22 protein-coding genes and 1 pseudogene are annotated in these 25,978 nt (G+C 60.6%); 2 read left to right on the forward strand and 21 right to left on the reverse strand.

Annotated features, from left to right (window positions below; genetic code table 11):
- Nucleotides 1-6: 6 nt before the first annotated feature.
- The 8 genes and pseudogenes from ABIE35_RS11485 to ABIE35_RS11520 form a co-directional block, all read right to left on the reverse strand.
- Nucleotides 7-459: a pilus assembly protein TadG-related protein gene (locus ABIE35_RS11485; protein WP_354514992.1), complete on the reverse strand. Its 453-nt coding sequence runs from the start codon at nt 457-459 to the stop codon at nt 7-9.
- Entirely contained in the window at nt 456-1,046 is a 591-nt protein-coding gene (locus ABIE35_RS11490) for a hypothetical protein (protein WP_354514994.1), read from the reverse strand. Before ABIE35_RS11490 ends, ABIE35_RS11485 begins: the two co-directional genes overlap by 4 nt.
- Complete coding sequence (locus ABIE35_RS11495) at nt 1,033-1,452, reverse strand: TadE/TadG family type IV pilus assembly protein (protein WP_354514996.1); 420 nt, start codon at nt 1,450-1,452, stop codon at nt 1,033-1,035. Before ABIE35_RS11495 ends, ABIE35_RS11490 begins: the two co-directional genes overlap by 14 nt.
- 2 nt (nt 1,453-1,454) lie before the next feature.
- Nucleotides 1,455-1,694 carry a hypothetical protein gene (locus ABIE35_RS11500; protein ID WP_354515228.1) on the reverse strand — a complete coding sequence of 80 codons (240 nt, stop codon included), beginning with the start codon at nt 1,692-1,694 and terminating at the stop codon, nt 1,455-1,457.
- Nucleotides 1,695-1,828: 134 nt separating this feature from the next.
- Nucleotides 1,829-2,770, reverse strand: a complete 942-nt coding sequence (locus ABIE35_RS11505; RefSeq protein ID WP_354514998.1) for a type II secretion system F family protein — start codon at nt 2,768-2,770, stop codon at nt 1,829-1,831.
- Nucleotides 2,767-3,622, reverse strand: a pseudogene (locus tag ABIE35_RS11510) (type II secretion system F family protein). Before ABIE35_RS11510 ends, ABIE35_RS11505 begins: the two are co-directional and overlap by 4 nt.
- A complete protein-coding gene (locus ABIE35_RS11515) occupies nt 3,622-4,845 on the reverse strand; it encodes a TadA family conjugal transfer-associated ATPase (protein WP_354515223.1) in 1,224 nt (407 codons plus the stop codon). The pseudogene ABIE35_RS11510 and the gene ABIE35_RS11515 overlap by 1 nt, the downstream one beginning before the upstream one ends.
- A gap of 436 nt (nt 4,846-5,281) precedes the next feature.
- Complete coding sequence (locus tag ABIE35_RS11520) at nt 5,282-5,536, reverse strand: hypothetical protein (protein WP_354515000.1); 255 nt, start codon at nt 5,534-5,536, stop codon at nt 5,282-5,284.
- Here ABIE35_RS11520 and ABIE35_RS11525 point away from each other — a divergent pair.
- On the forward strand, nt 5,511-7,871 hold the full coding sequence (locus ABIE35_RS11525; RefSeq protein ID WP_354515002.1) for a GH25 family lysozyme: 2,361 nt from the start codon (nt 5,511-5,513) through the stop codon (nt 7,869-7,871). The two genes, ABIE35_RS11520 and ABIE35_RS11525, sit on opposite strands and share 26 nt — an antisense overlap.
- Nucleotides 7,872-7,946: 75 nt before the next feature.
- Here the strand turns inward: ABIE35_RS11525 and ABIE35_RS11530 are convergent, their stop codons facing one another.
- From ABIE35_RS11530 to ABIE35_RS11540, 3 genes are all read right to left on the reverse strand, one after another.
- Nucleotides 7,947-9,293, reverse strand: a complete 1,347-nt coding sequence (locus tag ABIE35_RS11530) for a hypothetical protein (RefSeq protein WP_354515004.1) — start codon at nt 9,291-9,293, stop codon at nt 7,947-7,949.
- Nucleotides 9,294-9,500: 207 nt separating this feature from the next.
- A complete protein-coding gene (locus tag ABIE35_RS11535; protein ID WP_354515224.1) occupies nt 9,501-10,043 on the reverse strand; it encodes a hypothetical protein in 543 nt (180 codons plus the stop codon).
- A gap of 86 nt (nt 10,044-10,129) precedes the next feature.
- Complete coding sequence (locus ABIE35_RS11540) at nt 10,130-10,930, reverse strand: Rv1352/Rv1906c domain-containing protein (protein WP_354515005.1); 801 nt, start codon at nt 10,928-10,930, stop codon at nt 10,130-10,132.
- Between the two features lie 457 nt (nt 10,931-11,387).
- On the opposite strand from ABIE35_RS11540, the gene ABIE35_RS11545 reads away from it, so the two are divergent.
- Complete coding sequence (locus ABIE35_RS11545; protein ID WP_354515007.1) at nt 11,388-14,600, forward strand: chitobiase/beta-hexosaminidase C-terminal domain-containing protein; 3,213 nt, start codon at nt 11,388-11,390, stop codon at nt 14,598-14,600.
- A 66-nt stretch (nt 14,601-14,666) separates the two neighbouring features.
- Here ABIE35_RS11545 and ABIE35_RS11550 read toward each other — a convergent pair whose 3' ends face one another.
- The 10 genes from ABIE35_RS11550 to ABIE35_RS11595 form a co-directional block, all read right to left on the reverse strand.
- Nucleotides 14,667-15,623, reverse strand: a complete 957-nt coding sequence (locus ABIE35_RS11550; RefSeq protein WP_089595595.1) for a glycosyltransferase family 2 protein — start codon at nt 15,621-15,623, stop codon at nt 14,667-14,669.
- A gap of 3 nt (nt 15,624-15,626) precedes the next feature.
- Nucleotides 15,627-16,112: a GtrA family protein gene (locus ABIE35_RS11555; protein WP_207594012.1), complete on the reverse strand. Its 486-nt coding sequence runs from the start codon at nt 16,110-16,112 to the stop codon at nt 15,627-15,629.
- A gap of 2 nt (nt 16,113-16,114) precedes the next feature.
- Nucleotides 16,115-18,223: a DUF6541 family protein gene (locus ABIE35_RS11560; protein ID WP_354515009.1), complete on the reverse strand. Its 2,109-nt coding sequence runs from the start codon at nt 18,221-18,223 to the stop codon at nt 16,115-16,117.
- Between the two features lie 73 nt (nt 18,224-18,296).
- Nucleotides 18,297-19,028: an ABC transporter ATP-binding protein gene (locus tag ABIE35_RS11565; RefSeq protein WP_089595598.1), complete on the reverse strand. Its 732-nt coding sequence runs from the start codon at nt 19,026-19,028 to the stop codon at nt 18,297-18,299.
- Nucleotides 19,029-19,886: an ABC transporter permease gene (locus ABIE35_RS11570; RefSeq protein ID WP_354515011.1), complete on the reverse strand. Its 858-nt coding sequence runs from the start codon at nt 19,884-19,886 to the stop codon at nt 19,029-19,031. It abuts the gene before it with no gap.
- Nucleotides 19,887-19,888: 2 nt separating this feature from the next.
- On the reverse strand, nt 19,889-21,892 hold the full coding sequence (locus ABIE35_RS11575) for a glycosyltransferase (protein ID WP_354515013.1): 2,004 nt from the start codon (nt 21,890-21,892) through the stop codon (nt 19,889-19,891).
- On the reverse strand, nt 21,889-23,073 hold the full coding sequence (glf, locus tag ABIE35_RS11580) for a UDP-galactopyranose mutase (protein ID WP_207594015.1): 1,185 nt from the start codon (nt 23,071-23,073) through the stop codon (nt 21,889-21,891). The genes ABIE35_RS11575 and glf overlap by 4 nt, the downstream gene beginning before the upstream one ends.
- 185 nt (nt 23,074-23,258) lie before the next feature.
- A complete protein-coding gene (locus ABIE35_RS11585) occupies nt 23,259-24,245 on the reverse strand; it encodes a Gfo/Idh/MocA family oxidoreductase (protein WP_354515015.1) in 987 nt (328 codons plus the stop codon).
- Nucleotides 24,245-25,336 carry a DegT/DnrJ/EryC1/StrS family aminotransferase gene (locus ABIE35_RS11590; protein WP_207594016.1) on the reverse strand — a complete coding sequence of 364 codons (1,092 nt, stop codon included), beginning with the start codon at nt 25,334-25,336 and terminating at the stop codon, nt 24,245-24,247. Before ABIE35_RS11590 ends, ABIE35_RS11585 begins: the two co-directional genes overlap by 1 nt.
- Nucleotides 25,333-25,950, reverse strand: a complete 618-nt coding sequence (locus tag ABIE35_RS11595) for an acyltransferase (protein ID WP_026540062.1) — start codon at nt 25,948-25,950, stop codon at nt 25,333-25,335. The genes ABIE35_RS11590 and ABIE35_RS11595 overlap by 4 nt, the downstream gene beginning before the upstream one ends.
- Between the last annotated feature and the right edge of the window lie 28 nt (nt 25,951-25,978).

The raw sequence follows: 25,978 nt of genomic DNA on the forward strand, positions 1-25,978 counted from the left end.
GGACCGTTACTGGGTCAAAGCTGAGCGGGCTACCGATCGGGCCTGAACCAGGATCCCGTCCGGCAAGAGGAAGCTGATCACCGGAGGATGGGCCACCGCAGTAAGGACCACTACGGCTGTGCCGCCGGGCTCGCTGCCAGTGCCGGCCGCCAGGGCAAGGCGGTCATGATCGGAATAGGCCCCAGTGCCGGAGAGGTAAGAGGCTGCCCCGGACCGCACGCGCTCATCCACCAACGACGGCCCAGGGCGGCTCCCGGCCCCTATATCCCCCACCATGAAGGAGTCGGCAGCGGCAAGCGCTGCCCCGTCCGCCAGCGACAACAGTTTCTTGTGCTCCAAATAGACCGCCGAGACGGCCATGACCACTGTTGCCAGAAGGAGCGCAAGCACAACGAAGCCAATAATGAGAACGGCGATCTGGCCGTCTTCGCGGGTTTTTCCGTTGAGCAGCGTCGTCACAGGAAACGCCCCACTACTTGAGTGGCCGAAGCACTCAACCTGGCGGCATTCAAGCCCACCGTGTCCCCAAGGGGCGTCAAGGGCAAGGGGACATCCAGGGTGACCGTCACCGTCACCTTTGCTCCAGCCGACAGGCAGTCCGCCCTGTCACACGACACCTCGACCTTGGCATTGTCCGGGGAATGTCCGTAGTCCCCCAAGGCAAGGAAGACAGCCCGTTCCGCCGCCGCGCCGGCATCGGAAAGCCCGCCCCGGGCCACGAACACCTTCGCGGCTTGGTCGGCGGCCCCGACCACCGCGAAAGACCCACCTTGGATCTGTCCGACCGTCACCACGAAATAGACCACGGGAACCATGAGCAGTACGGCCAGGAAGGTAAATTCCACCACAGCACTACCCCGTTCGCTCCATGGCGCCCCCGTGCCTGGCCCGAACCTCCCGGCGGGCACCACGACTGGATCCCCGGCAGGCACTTCAACCGCATAGTCAGCAGGCACCCCGGCCGGCTCGACAGAGAGGCATAGTGCCTCGCGCATCCTTTGCCGGAAAGCTTTCAGCAGGTTCTGGCGTGTCTTAGTGTGCTGCATGACCCTTCACCTCCAGCAAGCCACGGGGACCAATCAGCCCGACAACCGGCAAGGGCGCCTTCACCGTCACCTCCAAAGTGCTGGCTCCGTCCACTATAACGTCGCTGCAAACGATGTCCCCGGAAAAGTCGCTGTTCAAGGCGGAGTGAATCAACTCCGCGGTCCGCGCCCGGGCATCTGCCGGAGTGCGATCCGCCAAGGCTCCGTACCGCGCCCCCGAGGCCGCGGCATCAATCAGAGTGTTGCGGACATGCAACACCAAGGTGAGCTGGACGATCGCCATAAAGAACAGGGTCAGCAGCGCGCCGACCAAGACAAAGTCGACAACGGCGGACCCGCACTCGTCGGAGACGCTACGTCGTTGCTTGCTCCGAAGACCTGGAACAACGGCGGGTTCCGGCCGCACTCCTACTGGCCCACTTTCTCTATCGCCTGATCGAACAAGCCCTCCAAAGCAGGAGCAGCCAAGGCAAGAAGGCCAGCGACCAGGACAGCAGACATCAACGTAATCATGACCCAGCCAGGCACGTCCCCTCGATCCCGGTCCTCGGCACCGGACAGTCCTCTGAACGCGACCGCCATAACCCAGGAGCTGCTGACGACGCTCAGGAAGGAGGTTGCGGACAATCTTTCTGTAATGCGGTTCATGGTTCTCCCCAGGATGAATGGATCAACGTACGGATATGGCGTGAAGTGATGCGGTGTTTTCGGTGGACCGGGCTGCATCGATGGTCTGGACTGCTTCGTTGGATGGAACTTCTTTGGCGGTCTCGACGTCCGGCTTACAGGCTGATTTCCAGCGCAGCCATGGCCGGGAAGGCAGCGAAGACGACTGTGAGCGGGAGCACCCCGAAAACAAGGGGCACCATCATGGCGATTTCCTTTCTGCCTGCGGACTCCATGAGCTCGCGTTTGGCTGCGTCGCGGACGTCCGCAGCCTGCGCCCGGAGAACATCGGCCAAGGGCGTCCCCCGTTCCACCGCGACCACCAGCCCGTCAAAAAACCTGACCAAGGGCGGCAGCCCCGACCTCGTGGAGAATGCTTGGAGTGCCTCCGAAAGTGACTTGCCGGATCTGGCATCGGCAAGGACCAGACCAAACTCTGCAGAGAGTTCCCCACTGGAACTGCGGCTGACCCTGTCCATGGCGCCCATGGCGCTCTCGCCTGCAGCAACCGCGAGCGCCATCAACTCCGCGAGACTCGGAAATTCGGACAGCATCGCCGATTCCCGCTTCTTGATCCGTTGTCCCAGAACATAGTCACGGAGCATGTACCCCCCTGCTGCGCCAATGACGACACAAACAACAAGGAAAGCCGGGCTGAACTGCCCTGCCGCGGCGCTTATCGCGACGATAAGTACCGCCGCTACGAAACCTGCGCCGGCCCACAGGAGCTGCTCGGCCCGGAAATCCAGAGTGGATTTGGAAGAGCCAGCGCGCGCCAGCCTCTTTCCCAGCGCTGCAGACCCAATATTGAACCGGGACAGGTACGTGATGGCGTCACCAATGATGGGACGCACTATCCTCTCCAGCGGGCCGAACGGTGTGAGGTTACGGGTTGCGGTGCGCAGGAGCCGCGATTCCAGGTTCCGTGACCTCAACTGGGCCTCGATGCGGTCCGAGAAGGTGTTCCCACGCATGAAAGGGAGCCGCACGAGGATCAGCCAGCACCCCGCCCCTAGAAGCAGCCCGTAGAGCACGGCGAACGCGGTGGTAGTGGTCATCGAAGCACCCGCTGATCCTCAGGCAACGCCCCAACCCGCAGCATCACGGAGTAGCTGACAACGGATACCAGCAGCCCCACCGAGCAAGACCATGGCTCCTGTGGCCGAGTTGTAGGCCAACATCGCTTCAGGCCGGCTGGCCATGACAACCAGGACCACCCAAGGAGCCGCTACCGCAAGCCGTGCTGCATTGATGGTCCATGACTGTCGGGCTTCAAGCTCACTTCGCGTGCGCGCGCTGTCTCTCAGGAACTCGGAAAGAGTGCCCAGCATCCGGCCGAGATCCGAACCACCAACCTCTCGGGTCATTCTGAGTGCCTCGATAATTCGATCCGCCACAGGATCGGCCAGCCGTGCCTTCAGCCTGTTCAGGGCAGCCTCAAACTGTCCGCCGGATCTGTAGTCCGCCCCAAAGTCCAGGAACAGCATGCGAAGTTCTTCCGGTCCCTTGTATCCCAATTGGATCAGCGCTTCCGGCAGGGCGAGACCGGCACGTATGGCTGAGCGCAAGTGGTCCACGATGTCCGGCCACAGGAGTCGAAGTGCAGCCCGGCGCTTGTGTGCCCGCCAACGGACCGCTGCGAAAGGTACCCACGAACCAAAGAGGGCAAAGCAGGCTGCAACAGGCGGTGATCCCGTCACGACGAAGAACACCAGAAATCCGAAGAGGCCGAAGCCTCCGCACGTGAGAAGAAGACCCCCACCCGTCACTTTCTCAATACCCGCTGAGGTGAGCAGCAGCTCAAGGCGCCCGGGGCCCGTTTCCTTTGCTTCCACCTCCGGTTGTACCCACGAGGACCACCAGATGAGGAACATCCCAAGGCCGCAGAGGATGCCGAGAAGGGGCGCCATCAGTTCAGTTCCAAAAGAGCGGCAACGTCGAATCCTGCCCGGGCGAATTTTTCCGCGGCAGGCATGGAGTTGGCCCGTGGCAGCAGTTGGGTGCCGACCATGCCGAACACACCCGAGGATTCGATGATTCCGTTTTCGACCCTCCGTCCCAGGGAGAGGATCTCAGTCACCTGCCTGCGGCCCGTAGAGTGACGGCTGCAGTGCACGACGAGGTCGATGCAGGATGCGACCGTGGGCACCACGAAAGCACTGGAAATATTTGCCCCTGCCAGAAGCGGGAGCGTGCAGATCTTGGTCACCGCGTCGTGTGCGGAATTGGCATGGACGGTGCACATACCTGGCAAGCCGGAGTTAAGCGCAATCAGCATGTCGAGGCTCTCCGCTTCACGGACTTCCCCCACCACCAGTCTGTCCGGGCGCATCCTCAAGGCTTCCTTGACCAACCGCCGCAGCGGAATTTCGCCTCCTCCTTCCAGATTGGGTTGCCGGCACTGAAGTCCCACGACGTCTCGCAGCGGGAGTTGCAGTTCGAAGATCTCTTCCACCGTAATGACACGTTCACGGGAACCGATGTGCGCAGCAAGGCAGTTCAACATGGTGGTCTTCCCGGCCTGGGTTGCACCCGATACGAGGATATTGAGACCGCTGGCCACAGCTGCTCCAAGGAACCGTGCGGCCTGCGGCGTAAGGCTTCCCAGCTCGACCAAATGCTCCAGGCGGCTTGCCCGGGCAGTGAACTTCCGGATGTTGACGGCCCAGTGCTTACGGGTAATGTCCGGGATGGCCACGTGCAACCGTGAACCATCAGGAAGGGCGGCATCGACGAAAGGCGATGAAAGATCCAGCCGACGCCCCGAACTCTTGAGCATTCGTTCCACAAGGTCCCTGACCTGTTGCTCTGTAAGGCTGATGCCCGTCAGTTCCGATTCACCGTTGCGGGCAACATAGATTTCGTGCGGCGCATTGATCCAGACCTCTTCAATCGCGGCATCGTCCAGGAGCGGCTGCAGCGGACCGAAGCCTGCCACCGCATCGAAGATGTGCCGCCGGGCAGTCTCAAGGTGGCCGAGGGAAGGAAGGGGAGCCAAAAGCGCACGTTCGTCGTAGTCATTCACTGCCGCTTCCACCAGAAGCCTGACGTCCGAAGCCTGCTCCAAGGGATCCAGTCCCTTGCGCCGAATGAGCTCCCTTACTTCTCCCTCGACGATCCTTACAGCATCCACTTCTTCCCCCACCGCCCACGAAGTTTGATAAACGAGAGGAACATCTCGCCTCATTCACGCTAAGGGAGCCCCCACACCCCTTCAACCCAGAGGAGCGGGCATGTGGATAACTGTGGATCAGCAGTCACGTCAGCAACCCAAATCCCACTAGTCACTCCAGTTTCAGGATGTTAGGGTAAAGCCCGTTAGGAGCTGGCCTTTGGTCTCATGCGCAAGCGCCCGCCCCGGAGCTTGGCCGCAAGCCACCCCATGCGCCGCTGAGCCGCGGTACAGGGCCGGATATAAAGATGAAAAGACGTTCAAGTGACCCGTCCCGCCGGACTCCGCTGGCCCGGGTCGGCCTGGCGCTGACGATCGCCCTGGCAGCGGGCAGTTGCCTTGGATCTCCCGCCTGGGCGGAAACGACCGGACCACGCCCAGCTCCTCCACCGGAGACTCAGTCAGCAACCACAGTGCCGGAACCAGCAGGTACCGGTGCCCCGGCACCATCCCCTGGCAGCCCGACTCCCGCGGAGACCCAGGTGCCCGGGCAGCAGCAGCCCTTGCCCGCCGTCGGGCCTTCACCTGCAACAGTGCCGCTGCCGGCAGCCGGGTCAGCGAACGATTCCCAAGCGCAGTCGCCATCAACGATGGCCATGCCCGGCAACGCCCCGAACGCTGAAGCGATGAAGGCAGCAATGCTGGCAGCCATCCCGGCGGGCGGCGCCGAAATGGGCCAAAGGTCTCCCCGTGTCCTGGCAGCCAAGCAGGGCAAGGACGCGTCGGGAGCGTCGGGTTCACGGGCAGTAGGAGGCGCAGTCAGCGCCGCCGTCCCCTTGGCCGCCGACCCTGGCCATTGGCGGCCCACTATCGGCATCGCAGGGCAGGACGTCAGTGCCCACCAAGGAAACGTGAACTGGCAAAGCCAGTGGAACCAGGGATCCCGTTGGGCGTACGTCAAGGCATCCGAAGGCAATTACTACCTCAACGAGAACTACACACAGCAGTACAACGGCTCCCGCAATGTCGGTATGGTGCGGGGCGCCTATCACTTCGCCATCCCCAACTGGTCATCAGGTGCTGATCAAGCACGGTATTTCGTAGCGAACGGTGGAGGCTGGACGGCTGATGGCTACACCCTCCCGCCAGTCCTGGACATCGAATACAACCCCTACGCCGGGCGAACCATCAACGGGTTCTACTTCGGGAACACCTGCTATGACATGTCCAAGGCACAATTGGGGCAATGGGCAGCTGACTTTGGCAACACGGTAAAAGCCCTGACAGGCCGCTTCCCGGTCATCTACAGCACCACCGACTGGTGGAACACCTGCGTTGGCAACACGACGTTCGGAAGTTATCCTCTCTGGATCGCTTCGTACTGGAACAACCCCACCAACTCCCCTGGCTCCATGCCGGTCAGTTGGGGAAACTACACCATGTGGCAGTACAGCAGTACCGGTCCCTTTGAAGGTGATTCAAACATCTTCAACGGCAGCTACGACCAGCTGCGGACCTTTGCCCGCGGGGCTGCGAATCCTTGGAATCCGTCCATCAAATCAGCCGCAGACATCCTGACTACGAGCTCGACAGGACGTTTGGACGCCTTTCCGGCGAATGGGGCCGGCAGAATCACCGGACCTGTGGCCATCGGCTCGGGATGGTCCGGCGCGAAGGCCCTTTACGTGGTGGACTGGAACCAGGATGGCGTCCAGGACATCCTCTCCCAGTGGTCCGACGGGACGCTGAAAGTCTTCCGGGGAGCTCCCGGGGGTTCTTTCTACGCACCCATCCAAGTAGGTTCCGGCTGGCAGGAAATGTCGCTGACCGTAGGCTGGTGGAACTTCAAGGATGCCTATCCCGGAGTAATTGGACAGGACTATCGGGGGAACCTGTACAGATACTCGAACAGTGGTGGCGGCGGACTCGGAAACGGTGTCCTGATAGGAACCGGGTTCAGTGGACACCAACTGAACCAGATCGACTTCGATGGTGACGGCAACCAGGACATCGTCACACGCACAACGGACGGCACCCTGCGGCTTTTCCGCTCCAACGGTGTGGGCAGCTTCATCAGCGAGCCGGGACGAGTCATTGGCTCGGGCTGGGGTGGCATGACGGCAGTGAGCTCCGCAATCAACTTCAACGGAGCGGACTCCCAGGGACTCCACGCCCGGGCCTCGAACGGAGACCTCTACTACTACCCCGCCGGTTCCGGATCGTGGGGCAACCGCAGCCTCATCGGCGTGGGGTGGAACGATGCAAGCCTCATCAGCGGTGCAGCACTTGACGTAGAGTCCACCCTTGGGATTGACCAAGAGGACATCGTGGCCGTCCGCCCCGATGCCAATCTTTACCGATACCCGGGAACCGGCACCACTGCATTGTTGCCTGAAGACCTCATCGGCACGGGCTGGGCGGGGTTGAAGGCAGGCTTCGTAACAGACTGGAACGGCGACGGCGCCCTGGATATCGTGGCGCAGTGGTCCGACGGCCGCTTGAACGTCTACCCCGGCAGGAACGGCAGCGGCTTTGGAGCCGCGATCTCCCTGGGGAGCAACTGGAAAGACTGGACCCTGAGTGTCGGCACTTGGAAGAAAGCCGACGCGCATCCGGGAATTGTGGGATATGACTCCACGGGCCGGTTGTACTACTTTAACAACCCCACCGGAAAGACCGTTTCCACCGGTGTATCCATTGGCGTCGGCTGGACGGGCCTGGAGATCACGCAGGTGGACTTCGACAAGGATTCCAATGCCGACCTCCTCGTCAAAACGGGCACCGGCGATCTTAAGCTGTACCGCTCCAACGGCACCGGGAACTTCGTCCAGGAATCCGCCGGCGTTGTGGGCACGGGCTGGAATGTGATGTCGGAGTTTGCAGCGATCCGTGGTTTCGCAGGTGCCGGTTCGCTGGGCATCATCGCACGAACCACGGTCGGGGACCTGCGATACTACCCCGTCGGCTCCAACAGGTCATGGGGAACGCCAACCAAGATCGGTACGGGCTGGAGCAGCCTGACGATTCTGGCCCCGGCTGCCAAGTAGCGGCCGACGACACAAAGTGAAGGCGGTCCAGCCCGAGGAATCCTCGGGCTGGACCGCCGTAAACTACCGCGCACGTTAGGCAAGCAAGGCATTCATTGCATTGACCAGCGTCGTCTCCACGCCATTGGTACCCGCTTTGAAATGAGCCAAATGTCCATACACCGTCATTGAGCCACCGGCAATTCCCGGGAAATCAGGCTCCCATCCACCCTCATAGCTGCCCAGCGGCATGAACGGTGGAAAGAATTCATTGCTTGGGATATAGCAGCATGATTCATTTGCATAACCTCCAACAATAATTCCGTTGTTCCCGCCATTCCTGCTCCGGAAGTAGGCTGCGTATCCGCTGACGAGCTCACCACCGATCATGGCAATTTTCAATTGGGGGCTTCCGTTGAATTTCCATACCTGGAAGGGTGACGGCACAGCCGTGTCAATACTGTTACTGTCGATCCGCCCGATCATGACCTGCGCATGGCGCTGATACCACTGGGGTTGGCCGTTGGGGTTGGCGAGTCGGGCTACGTAGGAAGCGCGGACTGCGGCCAGGTTTCCTGCAGTTGGAGTGATATCCAGCGGTAACTGGACCTCCTGGTACCGCGTGACCATTGGGCCGCTCAGCGCACGCCCGGCAGACTGCATGTTTGAGTGCACGGTGGCACCCAATGCGTCCCCGTGCTGGTCCCTGAGTTGCCAACCCCGGACTCCACCAGGGTCCTGGTCCCCGGCCGGCCCCTGGATGAACATGGCAAAACAATTCGGGTTCCGGTTTTCAATATAATTGCAGGCACCTGCGGCGAAATCTCCATCAAAAAGTGTCCGCAAACCAGCACTGATTGGATGGCATCCATAGCTGAAAATCACTGCTGCCGGCGTACCATTGCCCCGCCTGGCCACCAGAATCGGCACGGCAGTCTCGGTGTATGGCAAGCCAACCCGATTGGCGGAAAAATTCTGGGTCGAAACCTTATAGTCGAAAGTCACCGCCGTTTCATCGGCATCCAGCGCTTCCTGGGCAAGGTTGACTATGGTGTCTTCAAGATCGGCACTGTAGGAACGCACCAAACCCAGGTCCGCGAGCCCATACGCCATGAAGGGGTGAAGGGTGTCAATCAATGCGGGTCCATTATGCGTATGGGTTGCCTGGATCAGGATGTCGCTGCTGGACCACGAGGTAAGGTCAATGATCCTGTCACGGATCCTTTGATGCATGGCCCTCGGCAAAGCCAGGACGTCCAGGCTGATGATGATGTGGGGGTGGGTGTCTTCCCAGATAAGAATCGCCCGTGCGTACAACGGCTCAAACGGTGAGCTGCTGGTCGCCTCGCGTCCACCGTCAGTTGAACCATATCCGGCCATGTAGGGATTGGTGCTCAGCGACGGCGTTATGTCAGCGCTTGCAGTTCCAATTCTGAACGCCATTAAAGATCACTCCTTGATTGTGCGCAACGGGTGATCTTCGTTTGCTCTGCAACAAATTTCGTTTCCCGGATACGCTGAACAGCCAATACGTGAGACCACTTTCATTAGACCATGTGATCCCGCAATTTTGTGTGGTTGGAAGGGCTGGATATCGGCCTCTATAAGTGGCGTCCGGGCCTTGTAAATCCTGCCGGGGCCCACCCATATTCAGCTTTGAAGGGGTACTGCCGTCTTCAGCCACCTGGTGAGCTGGGCGGCCTGCGGAGCCAACGGAGCCAGCGTCAAAGCGCCCTTGACTACGGGTATGCCGTACGCGGCGAGTGAAGCTGCAAGTGTCCTGTGATCCGTGCGTGTGCAGGCCCTGATAATGAGCAGGCACAAAGCGGAGTCCTGTCCAGGAGCCGCCCCGGCCGCAACGGCCGCGTTGACGGCTGCCCGTTCTTCTGGAGTCAGGAGGTGCGGGCCGCTTCCGACGTAGACCACTTGGCAGTCAGTGACGTGCATGTACCGGGTGGAAGCCCAGACTTCCTCGAGGCTCGAAAATTTGCCAATGAGGCTGCCATCTGCCGCCGTACATGTGAACTGGTAGCGGATCAGAGGTTCCGGACGCTCAATGGGGACCTTGTCGTCGCTCGCGATAACCGGTGCCATATCGAGTGCGGCTGGTTGGGAAGTATCTACTTTGGTTCCTGAACAACCGGCCAGGGCAAGACCTGCCACACCGAGTTGAAGAACACTGCGCCTGCGCATGTTCACCGAGGGATCCCCACTTCATTCGGATGCTCCCCAGCTCCGCATGCATTGGTTATTCGCCCCAAGCCGTTTCCGGCTGCGTCTTAGTACATCTTCCCCCAAATTCCGCATTTGTCACTAGTAAACTTCTGGCCCGCCTTCAGTTCCACGGTGTTACCCGCCTCCGCGAGGCCACCGTTGGCAACAACGGAGCCGTCCTGGCTGGTGATGGACCATGCGCATCCGCCCGTCTCGACGGCCGGTTTAATCAACTGCCATCGCCCCGGCTCTTGGTTCTCGCCAGCCACGTGGGTCCCATCTCCCACCCGGGCGCCCTCTGCCCAAGCGGCAATGATCTTTCCCTGTGGAGCGTCCGGACAGAATTCCGCCGCTGCCAGCAACGTCCCCCTACTTGCTTCGGCAAATCCGCCTGGCCCGGTTTCATCACTGATCCTTGTGCAGAGGCGAAGGATATCCAGCATGGTTTCCAGCCCGTCATCAGCTGCCACGCCTTGCGGCGCAGCTGTCGAAATGGCTTCAGCTTCCCGGGGCGTGGGCTCAAACTGCCCGTCCCCCTCGAACGTGACGCCACACGAATCCATGCGGGTGTAATTGGTGGCAGCCCAAACTTCCGCCAAGCTCGACAATTGGACTTCGGGCGATGCGTCAAGGCTCGTGCAGAGGTAGGAAAAGCGGCCCGGTTCGTCGTCGCCCGCTGCCGGGGCAACGCCTCTCGGTTCGCTGCTTCCCGGAGCAGTTTCGCTGCTTCCCGGAGCGGACGACGGCGGCTGGCCGGGCCCGGCGGTGGCGCTGGCATTGCTGGTCGCCGGCGAACCGGTTCCAGCGGGCGGCTCTGATGACGGCATAGTGCAGGCGGCCAGCGCCATCACTATCGGCACTGCCATCAGGAACAGTCTGCGCATTGTGACCTCCACCTCAATCGTGCGGTGCAGCGGTTGCGCGGTCAAGACGGACGGGTGGCCAACCCCAATGTGGACCTGTTCCGGACTTTGGTAGTGACAAATGTGAAAATTGGTGGAAGATGGACGTAGACGCAGCCGGAAACGGCGTGGGGCGAATAACCAATGCATGCGGAGCTGGGGAGCATCCGAATGAAGTGGGGATCCCTCGGTGGACACGCGCAAACGCAGTGTTCTTCAGCTTGGTTTGGCATGTCTTGCCTTCGCCGGTCGCTCAAGAACCTTCTCTAAGTCTCCCCGCCACCTTGCATCCCGCAGGGCGGCCGGAAACCGGCAACACCACAAACTCACGGCAGTCCTGGCCACAGCCAGCCTCGCAACGGCGGCACTTACCGGCGTGCTGACTGCAGGCCCGGCTTTTGCTGATCAGGCACGTCAAACCGTGGCTACCGGTCTCACCAAAGCTGCCGGCACCGTTGTAGACCCGGACGGACGCTTATGGGTTTCCGATGCACGCGCAGGATTCTGCCGGGTGACAGAGGCGTCCGGGACCACCGCCGGTGGTCTCGAAACAAACACTTGCCTGGGCGGGACGCTGCCCGGGCACGACAGTGGTCCGGCCCTGGCCGGTACGCCCGCCATGATCGATCCATCGCCTGCCAGCCACGGCGATGGAGATGAAATCGCCTTCATACCGGATGCCGCCGTCGGAAGTTCCGACGTCGTACGCGCGGTTTGGAACCCCGATGGTGGCGTCTTCGAATACGATGGCGCGCTGACCATCTTCGACGGGGACCTGCGTCCGAACGCCGTCAGCGACGGTCCGGACGGCAATATCTACCTGTCGTTCGCCAACGCGCGGTCAATCGTGAAGATCGTGAATCCGACGGCACTCCACCCGAGCATCGAGTCCATCGCATCCGTCAATTCCAGTTCCCTCAGCCTTGCGGCGACGCACCGCAACAGCGCGGGCAACGTCGTGGTGTACGTTGCCGAAACCTCTGGCCTGACAGTCTTTACTGCCCCCGACGACGGCGTCCTGACCAACTATGTCCCAGCACCCCTCTATAACGTCGGCAAGCCGACGGCCATCTACTATGACTGGCAGTCGCCCCTGGTGCTCTACACAGGAACCGGCGGCGGAACCACCACCGCCGACGTCGGCAAGGACACCATCACCCGCATCGATCTGAGCACAGACACGGTCAACAACCAATGGGCCCTCGGTTTCAGTAAGGTCGGCGGCCTGGCCATGCGTGACGGCAAACTCCTGGTCATGGAAGATCCGGGACAACTGGATCCTGCCAAACCCGCTGAGCGAGGAAGGCTGCTTACCTTGGGAGGCGTTGTTCCGTCCATCGTCAGCGGTCCGACGGCGGCCAACGGAACCCAGGCAGCAAACCCGGCCTTCACCAACGACTCCACACCAACCTTCACTGTCGCCTCCACGCCTCCGGGCGGGGCCCTTGAATGCAGTCTTCAACTGAGCACAGCGACGCCGGTTTGGCAGGGATGTACCGGCGGCACCTTTACACCGTCGACTGCTCTGGCCAACGGCGCCTACACGTTCTCGGTGAGGGCCGCACCAACAGGCCTTCCTGTTTCACGGGCCTTCACGGTCGATGTCACCGCACCCGCCGCTCCGGTCATCACCTCACCCACGGCCGGTGCAACCGTCAACGGCTCGCCTGTCCTGGGTGTCACCTCCGACCCTGATTCAGCCCTGTCCTGCTCGGTGGATTCGACCACGACGTACACAGCCTGCACCAACGGCCAGGTGCTCACCCTGGCAACCGCAGGTCAGCACGTGCTGCGCGTCAGGGCCACAGACATGGCCGGCAACGTCAGCCCGGTGGCGTCGGTGACAGTCACCGCCGACCTGACTCCACCACAGGTCTCCATCAGCTCGCCGGCAGAGGGAGCAACGGTGGGCATCTCGCCGTCGTTCACCTTCGCGTCAACGGCCACGGACATTGCGGGATTCCGGTGCAAGCTTGGCTCCAACGCCTACACTGCATGTACCTCGCCCAAGGCATACACCAACGTTCCCAGTGGTCCCGTCACCTTCACGGTGGAAGCGCGGGACAACGCTGGAAACACGTCCACAGCCACCAGGAATGTGACGGTGTTTGCTGCGGACACAGCACCACCAGTGGTTTCCGTGGACCCGGCTGGAGGCACCTACGGAGCCGGCAAGTCCATCACGTTGTCGGTCAACGAAGCAGCCACCATCTACGTCACCAAGGATGGCACTGTGCCCACGACGTCGAGTCCCGTGTACTCTGGCCCGATTCCGTTGACGTCGCTGACCCTGAAGTATTTTGCGCGGGACACCGCAGGAAATTCCTCGGCTGTGGCCACGCAGACATACGTACTCGACACCACCGCTCCAACGCTGACCGTGGCACCCGCGGCCGGAGGATATGCCTCGGGACAACAGGTCACCATGTCCTCGAGCGAGCCGGGCAACATCTTCTACACCACCGATGGCACCACCCCTGCCACGGCTGCCACGGGAAGCACCAAGGCCTACACAGCCCCCTTTGCCCTCACGGGCAACACCACCGTGAAGGCCCTTGCTGTTGACGCCTATGGAAACGCCTCCGCGGTCACCACTCGGGCCTATACCGTACTGGATACGACACCTCCAGTGGTCACGGTGACCCCGCCTGCGGGCAGCTATCCCGCCAACCAGCAGATCACGCTGACGGCAAATGAGGTGGGTGCGAGCATCTACTTCACTACCAACGGCACGAATCCAACCGCTACAGCTGCCAACAAGTACTCCACGGCCATTACCCTCACAGCAGCGATGACTCTGAAGTATTTTGCAGTGGACACGTCCAACAACAGTTCGGCAATCGTCACCCAGGCCTATACCGTGACAGCGCCACCGGCGAACACCTGGAAGGACTACACCGGCGATGCAAAGAACGATGTCGTGGCACGCGATAACTCCGGCACGCTCTGGCTGTACCCGGGCAATGGAGCCGGAGGCTGGTTGGCCCAACGCTCGCTCGGCACCGGGTGGAACTCGTTGAATGCCATTGTCCCCACCAAGGACTTCAACGGGGACGGACGCAGCGACGTCCTGGCCAGGGATACCAACGGCGTTCTGTGGCTCTACCCTGGAAATGGATCCGGAGGCCTCCAGACCCGCGTTCAAGCAGGCACAGGCTGGTCCGGCATGACGCTGATCCTGGCGCCGGGCGACTTCAGCGGCGACGCGAAGGCAGACGTCCTCGCTAGGGACTCCGGCGGAATACTGTGGCTCTACCGTGGGAACGGCACTGGCGGCTTCGCCTCAAGCGCCCAGGTGGGTACCGGTTGGAATTCCATGAATGCCATCCTCAGTACCGGGGACTTCAACGGCGACAGCAAGACCGATGTTCTTGCCAGGGACACGTCAGGCATTCTCTGGCTCTACCCCGGCAACGGCACCGGAGGCTGGCTTAGCCGGGGCCAGGTGGGAAGCGGATGGAGTGGCATGACCGCCATCCTCGGGCCGGGCGACTTCAACGGCGACGGCAAGAACGACGTCCTCGCCCGTGACGCCGGCGGCAACTTGTTCCTGTATCCCGGCAACGGGACGTCTGGATGGCTCTCCAGGAGCCAGGTCGGCTGGGGCTGGGGAGGATTCACATCCCTGCCTTAGGAAGGCGAACAGGGAAGGGGCCCGGACGCGTTGGCGTCCGGGCCCCTTCCCTGTTTAAACACAAGCCTACGTACGTTCCTTCATCGGATGCATTGTTGGCCTGTTGGGGCTCGCTTGGATATCCAGTTGCAGGGATACCAGCAGCATCTGGACGCCCAGCACAAAGGGCACCACAGCGAGCATCACCGAACCCGCCGTCGGTGAACCCACACTGGCGGCAAGTACCCAGATTCCGGCCACCAGGCCCATGACGATCAAGGCAATGCCTGCAATCAGCAGGAGGGCAACTGCGGAGAAGGACCACACCATGTACTTCCACCACACACGGCGCCAGAAGCCGCCAAAGAGCATGGCAAGAAGTTCAGGAATGACCTTGCGGAGCTTGATGCTGGAGACCTCGTTGCCGTAAACAGCTGGAATAGGCACGTCAACGATCGGGACATCCAGAATGTTGAGGTGGATCAAGAGGTCGTTTTCGAAGCTGTAGCGTGCTGCCACCTTGTTCATGGGAAGACGGCGGAGGACCTCCGTGCGAATGGCGGTGTAGCCGTTCTGCGGATCGAAGATGTGCCAGTAACCGGAAGCGAGCTTCGTCATGAAGGACAACACAATGTTGCCGAAGATCCTGTAGCCGGGCATTCCCGCGAATGATTCACCCGAAAAGAAGCGGTTGGCCTTGGCGAATCCGTAGCCGTCTACCACCGGATCAAGAAGCTGCGGCAGGTAGTCGGGATCCATCTGGGCATCGCCGGCCATGACCACGTTGATGTCGGCGCCCAGTTCCATTGCGGCTTTGTGGGCCGTCAGGACTGCGCCTCCCACGCCTTGGTTGACTTCATGTCGAATCAAGGTGACCCGGCCGTCGTCGGCCCGACGTGCTGCCCCTGACGTGTCGTCCGGGCTGCAGTCATCAACAATGACGATGTCATCAACAAAATCAGGCATCGTTTCGATGACCTGTGCGATGTGGTTTTCTTCTTTGTAGGCCGGTACTACCGCGGCAATTCGAACGCCTCGATACATCGATTATCCTTCGCTGCTGTTTGGTGTGAGTTTCTGTGTTGGCGCGTCGGTGCCCGACTGGCCATCTGACTGTTCGCTGCCGCTGGTCGGTTGCTTCTTTTGCGGGAAGACCCAGTGTTTGTAAATGAAGTAGTTCCACCCCATGGTGACAATGGTCGCAACCACCTTACCTATCACGTAGCCGGCCCCGATGAACTGAAAAAGCTCAACGATGCCCATCACGGCAAGCGTGTTGAAAACCAGGAGGCCTGAGTAGCGAAGTACGCCACCCAAGGCAGTTCCACCGCCGTTGAACGCGAAATGGCGCTGCAGGAAGTAGTTGAAGAAGAAGCTGCCCCAGAAGCCCGCACCGGTCGCCAGCCACAGCGGCCAGCCGAAGACCTGGAAGCACAGGGCCAGCAGCCCGAGGTCCAAGAGGAAGCTCAGGCCGCCGATCAGCAGGAACTTGAACAAACTGGACGCCAGGAACTTGGAGATGAATGCCTTCATGATCAGCAGATCCTTCCTAGCGGTGCTATGCCATCAGGGTTCCGGTTCTCAAGGATTCCCGATACGCCGTCGAGCTGGAGCCGGTCCTTCGCTGCGGCGTCGAATGCTTCTTTGCCGCCAGGCAGCTGCGACCAGTCAATCTTGTACAGCGCAGCATTTCCTTCACGCACTACGAGCTGAAGATACGGAATGGAGTCAGGCTGCGTCAGCCCGGGCTTGGGTTCGTCCCACGCCCGGATCCTGCCATCAGCGATGTAGACCCATTCGATACCCAGTTCAGCAGCTGCGTCGCGGACCTCGGAGTCGGTGGCAAGCTCGGGGAGCTTTTGGAGAACCAGTAACTGGCGGTTGGTCGGAAGGATCTCGAAGTGGCGGATCATCGGCATGCGGTTACCCAGCGCGTACATCCAGACTGACCCATCGCAAGAGTCGTTCAGAACGGTGGCATCCTCTGGCACATACTGATCGATCTTGCTGAGGAGTCCAACCTCGGATGCACTCAACGTAGCCCCATCCACCTTGGTATTGATGTTAATGCGTTGCGCGTTTTGCTTGAAGTACGGAATGGCCGCAATGCCACTGACAAGGAGTACCGCTGCCGCAGCAACTGCGGTCACCACGTGGCTGGGCCTGCGGCCGGCTTTGATTCCGTCCGTAGTGGAGTTGGCCGAGCGGTTGCGTACCTTTGCCACCAGCCAGGCGATGGCTTCAGCCAATTGCGCCACTCCCAGACCCGCAAGGGGTACAAGGAGCATCACCAGGATGCCAAAGATGCGCCACTGGTCGTCGTAGAACGGAGCCGTCAGAGTCATGAAGCGTGGGTTGTCGGTACCCATGGTGTAGACCGAGAGGAAGGCGAAGGCGAGGACAGGTCCGAAGTACCACCACATGCGGATCCTGAGGACCACGGCCAGGCAGCCAAGGGCCACAAGGGCCGTCAGGATCGGCATCGCCATTGAACCGTGGTTCAGGAAAATGATGTTTTGGATGGCACCGTTGCGGTCAGTGTCCGCGGCCCAAACCTGCTTGGAGACGCGCTCGGATTCCTTCAGCATCTGGGCGATGATCGGCCAACCGAGGACAACTGCCAGAACACCGGAAACCGCAAGGTAGACCGTGATGCCGAGGATCCTGCCCTTACGGCGGATCAGTGCGGAAAGCAACCAGAAGATCAGGACGGGCAGGACAACAAAGGCCAGTGAGGGATGGACTGCTATGAGTCCGACTGCGCCAAAGGCGATGCCCGGGATCCAGAACTTCTGCCGCTCCAGTGCCCCCTTGACTGCCAGCAGGGCGAACGGCCCTACCAGCAGCATTCCGGCAAAGAATGGAATCAGCGGGCCACGCCACAGGAGGTCGTAAGGGTAGACCGTAAACCAACCGGCAACGGCCGCCGCGGCCGCCAGGGCAATCGGGCGGCGGGTGACCAGCATGGTCAAGGCCATGGTGCTCAACGGCAGTTGAACTGCCATCATCACCAGGACAAAGACGTTCAGGAACACCGGGATGCTGACACCGCTCATCGGCCAGAACAGCGACAACACTGCGTGGAAGGCAATCGGATAGCTCCGGATGGGAGCCTCAGGAATTGTGGTGTCGTAGTAGGCAAAGTTGCCCGCGATACTCGGATCCCACTCGTGGTTCACGGAGATCAGTCGGATCATGTTTGCGTGCCAGGGAATGTCCCAGTCCTGGTTGATTCCTTGGAGGCCTTCGGTTCCCACGATCCAAGAAACGGCCGCAACCGCACCGCCAGCGACCAAACCGGCCAGGAGGATCCACCACGATCCCCTAAAGAGCTGCTTGCCAAAGACAGGCGGCTGGGCAACAGTCCCGAACTTGTCCGGGAAATAGCGCCGCAGAGCCAGGCGCAGGGCGAACAGGAGTGCACACAGTACCAGCAGGACGGCAGTCACCGGGAGCAACTGCCAGCTGAGCCCCAGCGCATTTCCCATGACGCCGATGACAGTCAGGACGCCCATTCCGAGCAATGGCGCTACAACAGGCAGGAGAACCCGGCGAACGCCCAACGCTTCTCCCAGGATCCAGCCCGGGCCCCACCACAACACAACGATCAGGAGTACACACAACAGCAGCGGGCCGATACCCATTCCTACGATCGCCTTTCTTAGATGCTTCCACCAGCCATCCGTTGACAGACGACTCTTTGCAATTGGATGCGGGTTAGTTACGTTCCCGCAGCCACGCCACAGCTTGGTCAGCCGGACCCTCGAACTGGACCGTGCCCGAGGACAACACCACTCCCCGGTCGCAGATCCTCGAAATCATGTCGAGGTCGTGACTGACCACCACCAAAGTCCGGCCTTCATCAGAGAGCTGCTTGATCTTGGCCAGGCACTTCCTCTGGAAGGGTTCGTCGCCCACGGCAAGGATTTCGTCCACGAGGAAAATATCCGGTTGGGTATGGACAGCTACCGCAAACGCAAGCCTGAGGAACATACCCGAGGAATAAAACTTGACCTCAGTGTCAATGAACTGTTCGATCTCGGAGAAGGCAACGATGTCGTCGAACTTTTCCTGGATCTCCTGTTCCGTCATCCCCAGGATGGCTGCATTGAGGTAGACGTTTTCACGACCTGACAAATCCGGGTGAAAGCCTGCTCCCACCTCGATCAGGCCCGCGACCCTGCCCTTGGTGCGAACGGTCCCTTGATCGGGCAGGATGACGCCTGAGATCAGCTTCAGAAGCGTGGACTTGCCGGAGCCGTTGAAGCCCAACAATGCCACGGTCTCCCCGGGCTGGATCTCAAAGCTGACGTCGTGCAGGGCATCGAATTTCTTGGTGAGATCCCCTTTTCGCCCCTTGGCGAGCCACACCAGCGTTTCCTTCATGGAGTGCGAGTGGCGGAGGTTGAAAGTTTTCTTCAGGCCCTTGACGATTACTGCTGCACCCATTTAGACCTCCTGCGCAAAGTGGCCCTCGAGCCGTCGGAAGACGACCTGGCCAATAACAAGGAACAGTGCCGCCATGCCCAACCCGATGAAGCCGGTCACCAGGAGGTGTGGAGGCAATTCGACAGGCTGATTGACTGTTGGATACCAAAACGCCCAGTGAAACAATTCCACCGCAACGGTAATGGGGTTGAGCTGGTAGATCGTCAATACCCAAGGCGCAGCCAAGCGACGGATCATGGTCCAGTCATACAAGACCGGCGAAGTCCATGTCACGATCATCATCAGCATGTCCACGATGTTCTCGGCATCCCGGAAGAACACATTGATGGCACCGGCCAGCAGGCCAAGGCCTGTTGCCGTAACGGCCACAATGACAAAACCAAGAAGGGCACCGAAGAGCTGCATGATGTCCGGATGCCACCCGCTCAGCAGAGCTGCAGCCAGCAGGACAATCAATTGCGGCAGGAAGTGGACCGCAGCCACCCATACGGATGCCACCGGGAACAACTCACGCGGAAGATATATCTTCTTTACCAGCGCCGCATTCGAGACGATGGATCGGGTGGCATTCGAGAATGCCTCCGAGAAGAAGTTGATGACAATGACACCGGAGAACATGTAAAGCGCGTAGTTGGGAATTTGATCCCCAACCCGCAACACGATGCCCAAGGCAAAAAACAGGACCACATACTGGACCAGCGGCTTGACGTAGGACCATGCCAAACCCAGGACCGAGCCACGGTACCGGACACGGAGTTCCTTGCGGACAATCAGTTTAAGGAGGTAACGCCGGCGGTAGACGTCCAACAACCCGGCGCCCACCCCCGGAACAGCATACGTATCAGTGGAGTTCGACATCGCTACTTGCTGGGCTCCGACGCTTCAAAGGTTTCCCGCCAGGAGTCCATCGAAGTGATCTCTGGAAGGGCTTCACGATACTGGGCCCGCAGGGTCTCCCAGTTCGAGAAGAGCTGGGCGTGGAGTTTTGCTGATTCCACTACAAGCTGGCGCGCCAGCTTGGGGTCACGCAAGTGCCAAGAAGCTCCCGTGCCATCTGCATTGGAGACGACTGCACTGTCCAAGTGCGCAAGGCTCCACCATTTGCCGTCCTGGTGCGCCACCTGTGCCTCGGGGTTCTCCTTGGCGGAGTCACGCACGGGAGCCAGCGTTTGCTTCAGGACGGTCTTCACTGCCCAAGGAAGCAGGCCAAGGGCACCGGGCTGCTTGTAGGACTGCGGCTTCTTGGGGGGACGCTTCCGGAAGACCTCCGGGAAGGCTCCGGGATCCGTTTTCACCTGGGAGTCCTGGAATTCCTCGCGCATTGCACGGAGCTTGGGCATGGTGGTGGGCAGCTGCTGGTGCAGGTTACCCGGGCCCGCAAGGACATCCTTGAGGGCCATGATCCGCGCCTGCTCAGGGTAGTACTGCATGGACACCAAGTGCTTGACATCCGTGTTCAGGCTTTCGCGCAGGATACGTCCGCCCTTGGGGAACGGCGAGTGCAGGAGGGTCGCGATAAGCCTGTTGCGCTCATGGTAGTAGGCCTGCCAGTCAACAGAGTCGTCCTTGTCGGCCCAGGAGACGTGCCATACAGCCGCCCCGGGAAGAGTGACAGTGGGGAATCCGGCCGCACGGGCTCGAAGTGAATACTCTGCGTCATCCCACTTGATGAAGACGGGAAGGGAAAGTCCAATGGTTTCCACCACGGTCTTCGGGATAAGGCACATCCACCAACCGTTGTAGTCAGCGTCCCAGCGCCTGTGCAGCTGAGGGGTGGACCGCAATCCCGCAGAAGAGAAGTCGTGGTTGCCGAGGCCTTCCACCGGACCCCAAAGGAAGCGGTAGAAGTTGACGACCTCCGAGTAGGCATGCAGGACCGACTTGTTGTACATGTCGAACATGTGCCCGCCGACAATGGTTGGCTTGCGGCAGAGGTCAGCGAACGCCACTGCCCGCATGACGCCCTCCGTCTCAAGCTCAATGTCGTCGTCCAGCAGCATCACGTAGTCGCTCTTATCGGAAACGACCATCTCGTACATGTTGCGGGCGAAGCCGCCTGAACCGCCCAGGTTGCCCTGGTTGATGACGCGGAGCTGGTCACCCATCGACTCAGCGACTGCGTCGAATCCGGCTTCGTCGGCGACCTTTTTGTTGCCTTGGTCTACAATGATCAGCTCGGCGAGGATCTGCCTCAGGCCGGCGTCGGCGTCAATAGACTTGATGGTTTCAAGGCAGTAGTCAGCGCGGTTGAACGTCGTAACACCGAGCGTGACCCGGCCCTGCGGACGGCCTTCATCCGGGACTGCCCAGTGGGCGCTCTTCAGCGTCATTCCGTCGCCACCGGCAATGAGGTCGAACCAGTACCAGCCACCGTCGCCGAACGGCGCCAGGGTCAACTCAAAGTCGTTGCTGGCCGCGCCTTCCACGAGAATGGAATCAACTCGCTGCGAGGCACCACGGGCGTTGGAACGGTAGACAATGACTGTTCCTTCGCCCTCAGTCTCAAGATGCAGGACTGTCTTCGTGGCAACGGTCCACTTCCGCCAGTAGCTGGCAGGAAAAGCATTGAAATAGGAACCGAAGGAAAGCCGCTCACCACGGCGAACCTGCACGGAACCACGGTCCAGGATGTCCTCCGGGTGCAGTTTCCGTGTCATGCCAACGGCCTGCACGACGGCGCCGCTGTCGCCGTCGTCCTTCTTCACCTTGCTGGTGTCCGGGTCGACATACAGCGGAAGAGTGTCGAGGTCGCGGTTAGCAGGGAAAACCACACGCTGAACGATACGCAGGCTTTCTTTGGCAGGTGCCAGGTCATCCGTGGTGGTCATCGCCGTCATCTGACTTTCGTTCGTAGTAGCCGTCATGCGTCCACTCCCCCGCTTTCAAGCTTGGCGCCGCCAGTGAAGTGCGGCTTGATCTTGTTATCGAACATGGACAAGGCTGAGCCAATGGCCATATGCATGTCGAGGTACTTGTAGGTTCCCAAACGCCCGCCGAAGAGGACGGACTTCTCGCCTCGGGCGAGGTCGCGGTATGCGAGCAGTTTCTGGCGGTCGTCAGAGGTATTGACCGGGTAGTACGGCTCGTCGCCCTTTTCCGCAAAGCGCGAGAACTCACGCATAATGACCGTTGCGTCCTTGGTGTAGTCACGCTCAGGGTGGAAGTGCCGGAATTCGTGGATGCGCGTATAGGCGGCATCGGCGTCCGGGTAGTTCATCACGGAACAGCCCTGGAAGTCCTCAATGGGAAGTACTTCTTCTTCAAGGTCGATGGTGCGCCACGACAGGTCGCCTTCGGCGTAGTCGAAGTAGCGGTCCACCGGGCCGGTGTAGATGACCGGCACCTGGCCCAAAACAGAAGACCTGCCGAACTCGCCGTCGTCGAAGAAGTCCGTATTCAGGACAACCTCGACGTTGGGGTGATCGGCCATACGCTCGATCCAGGCTGTGTAGCCGTCAACCGGAAGACCCTCGTAAGTGTCATTGAAGTACCGGTTGTCGTAGTTGTAGCGCACAGGGAGCCGGGAAATAATCTCGGCCGGCAGGTCCTTGGGATCCGTCTGCCACTGCTTGCCCGTGTAGTGCTTGATGAACGCCTCGTACAGCGGGCGGCCAATCAGCTGGATGCCTTTGTCATTGAGGTTCTGCGGATCGGTCCCGGCCAATTCACCGGCCTGTTCGGCGATGAGGGCCTTCGCTTCGGTCGGGCTCATAGCCGAACGGAAGAACTGGTTGATGGTGCCCAGGTTGATGGGCATCGGGTAAACCTCGCCCTTGTGGCTGGTGTACACCTTGTGCTGGTAGCTCGTGAACTTGGTGAAGCGGTTCACATATTCCCAAACGCGTTCATTCGACGTGTGGAAGAGGTGTGCACCGTAGCGGTGGACCTCGATTCCCGTCTGCGCTTCGTTCTCGCTGTAGGCGTTTCCTCCAATATGGTGGCGGCGATCAAGCACCGCGACCTTCAGCCCCAACTCGGTAGCGGCGCGTTCTGCAATGGTCAGGCCAAAGAAACCCGAGCCGACGACGACGAGATCAGCGTTCACAAACTCTCCTGTGTATTGGCGTGCGGGCACAGAAATGCCCACGTCTACTGGTCAAGGCTACCCGACATGATGCGGGTTCCCGTATCCGGGGCGGGGCACGGTGGTGTGGTGCCACGCCAGGAAACGGCAAGGGGAGGTTGGCCAGCGGCCAACCTCCCCTTGGTGCCTTGCTTGATCTGAAGTGCTCAGAGAGTGATGACTGAGCCGGATTTCGCGGATTCCAAAACAGCCTCCGCAACCCTCAAGGTCTCGAGCCCCTCCGCCATGGTGACGATGTTCAACGACTTTCCGAGAACTGCATCACGGAAGGCCTCGTGCTCCATTTTGAGGGGTTCACGCTTTGCCAGGGCAAAGCGTGTCGATGATCCCTCCGAAACACCGCGGAATGCCGCCACGGAATCCCAGTCCGTTTGGAACGTACCGTTCTCCACGAATGTGAGGTCCGCGGAAATGGTGTCGGCAATGAACGCGCCACGTTCACCAAGGACCACCGTGGTGCGTTCCTTCATGGGCGACAACCAGTTGACAATGTGGTTCGTCACAACGCCACTCTTGAGGTGACCAATGGCCGTCACCATATCTTCATGTTCGCGGCCACTGCGCGAGGTGGTGTGGGCAACAACGTTGACGAAGTTGCTCTGGGCCAGCCAGGCTGTGAGGTCGATGTCATGGGTGGCCAGGTCCTTGACCACCCCGACGTCGGCGATACGGGCCGGGAACGGCCCCTGCCGCCTCGTGCTGATCTGGTAGACATCGCCCAAGTCACCGTTCTCCAACCGGTCCCGCAGGCTCTGCAGCGAGGGATTGAACCGTTCAATGTGCCCGACGGCCCCGATGAGCCCCTTGAATTCAAAGGCTTCCGCGATGCGTCGCCCCGACTCGGAATCGTTCGCGATCGGCTTCTCGACGAGGCAGTGGACACCTGCCTCGGCGAGCTGCAGCGCGACTTCCTCGTGCAGGATGGTGGGCACTGCTGCCACAGCCATATCAATACCCTGTGCGATGAGTTCCTCAACCGTGTTGAAAACCGTCAGGCCGTCGGCCACGTTGTGGGGGTCGCCGAAGGAATCGGCAACAGCAACGAGGTCAACGCCTTCAAGTTCACGAATGACACGGGCGTGGTGACGCCCCATCATTCCCAGTCCGATGAGGCCTGCGCGCAGATTCGCCACTAGCTACCCGCCTTGGCGACAGCGTTGACGGCGGCAACAATCCGGTCAAGGTCATCCTGGCTCAATGACGGGTGCACCGGAAGGGAAAGCACGCTTGCTGCTGCCTCTTCGGTGACAGGGAGGTCATCCGAGGTCTGGAAAGGCGCAAGACGGTGGTTGGGAATCGGGTAATAGACCCCGCAGCCAACGTTGTATTCCTCGCGCAGGGCCTTGGCAAAACCGTCACGGTCCTCAGCGATGCGGATCGTGTACTGGTGGTAAACGTGTTCGTACCCTTCAGCGACCTTAGGCGTGACAACGCCTTCGATGTTCGCGTCAAAGAAGGCAGCATTTTCCTGGCGGGTCTTGGTCCAACCGTTGACCTTGGTCAGCTGGACGCGGCCGATGGCGGCATGGATGTTGGTCATGCGGCAGTTGAAGCCAACCAGTTCGTTCTCGTACTGGCGTTCCATGCCCTGGTTGCGGAGCAACCGGAGACGACGCTCCACGTCGGCAAGACCAGTGCTGACCATGCCACCCTCACCCGACGTCATGTTCTTGGTGGGGTAAAGGCTGAACATGGCAAAGTCGCCGAAGGTGCCGACCTTGCGACCATTAACTGCTGCGCCATGGGCTTGAGCAGCGTCCTCGAAGACCTTGACGCCGTGCTTGGAGGCAAGCGCGCCAATGGCGTCGACGTTGAACGGGTGCCCGTAAAGGTGCACTGGCATGATGGCCGCTGTACGGTCGGTGATTTTCGCTTCGACCGAAGCCGGGTCCAGCGTGTAGTGGTCCGGATCAACGTCAGCGAAAACGGGAGTGGCACCAGTCAGTGCCACCGAGTTGGCCGTCGCCGCAAAAGTAAACGACGGAACGATGACCTCGTCTCCGGCGCCGATACCGGCAGCCAGCAGGCCCAGGTGAAGACCCGAGGTGCCGGAGTTAACGGCGACGGCGGCCCTGCCATCGAGGAGGACCTGGGAGAATTCCTCCTCGAAAGAGGCTACCTCCGCGCCCTGGGCGAGTTGGCCGGAAGCCAGCACGGCATCAACGGCCTTGCGCTCTTCATCGCCGATGATGGGTTTGGCCGGGGGAATGAATTCGGGGCTCATGCCTCTACCTCTCGAAGGGTCTCGTTCTGTTCAACATACGTTGCGCCGGTTTCCGGACACACCCAGTTCTCTCCGCTGCGCTGCAGGGGGAAACCAGCTTTGCCGACCCACCCGTGTCGCTTGGCCGGAACTCCGACCATCAGGGCAAAATCCGGTACATCTTTAGCCACGACCGCGCCGGCGGCAACTGTGGCCCACCGTCCAATGGTCACGGGAGCAACGCACACGGCGCGGGCACCGATTGATGCGCCCTCGCGAATGGTGACGCCAACCGGCTCCCAATCGTGAGCGCTCTTCAAGCTGCCATCTGGGCCGACAGCACGGGGGTAGGTGTCGTTGGTCAGCACAACTGCCGGGCCAATGAACACACCGGCTTCAAGTTCCGCGGGCTCGTAGACAAGTGCATAGTTCTGGACTTTGCAGTTGTCCCCCATCTTTACCCCGGTGCCGATATAGGCACCTCGTCCCACGATGCAATTGACGCCTAACTCGGCCTGCTCGCGGACTTGGGCAAGATGCCAAATCTTCGATCCATCACCAATTACCGCCTTGTCTGAAACATCGGCGCTCTCCGCAACCACTATCACCGGTGAAGGTCCTTCCTCATTGAGCACACGCGACAACGAGATTCATCTTAGCTGA

This window comes from Paenarthrobacter sp. 4246 (assembly GCF_040546855.1).
Classification (GTDB): domain Bacteria; phylum Actinomycetota; class Actinomycetes; order Actinomycetales; family Micrococcaceae; genus Arthrobacter.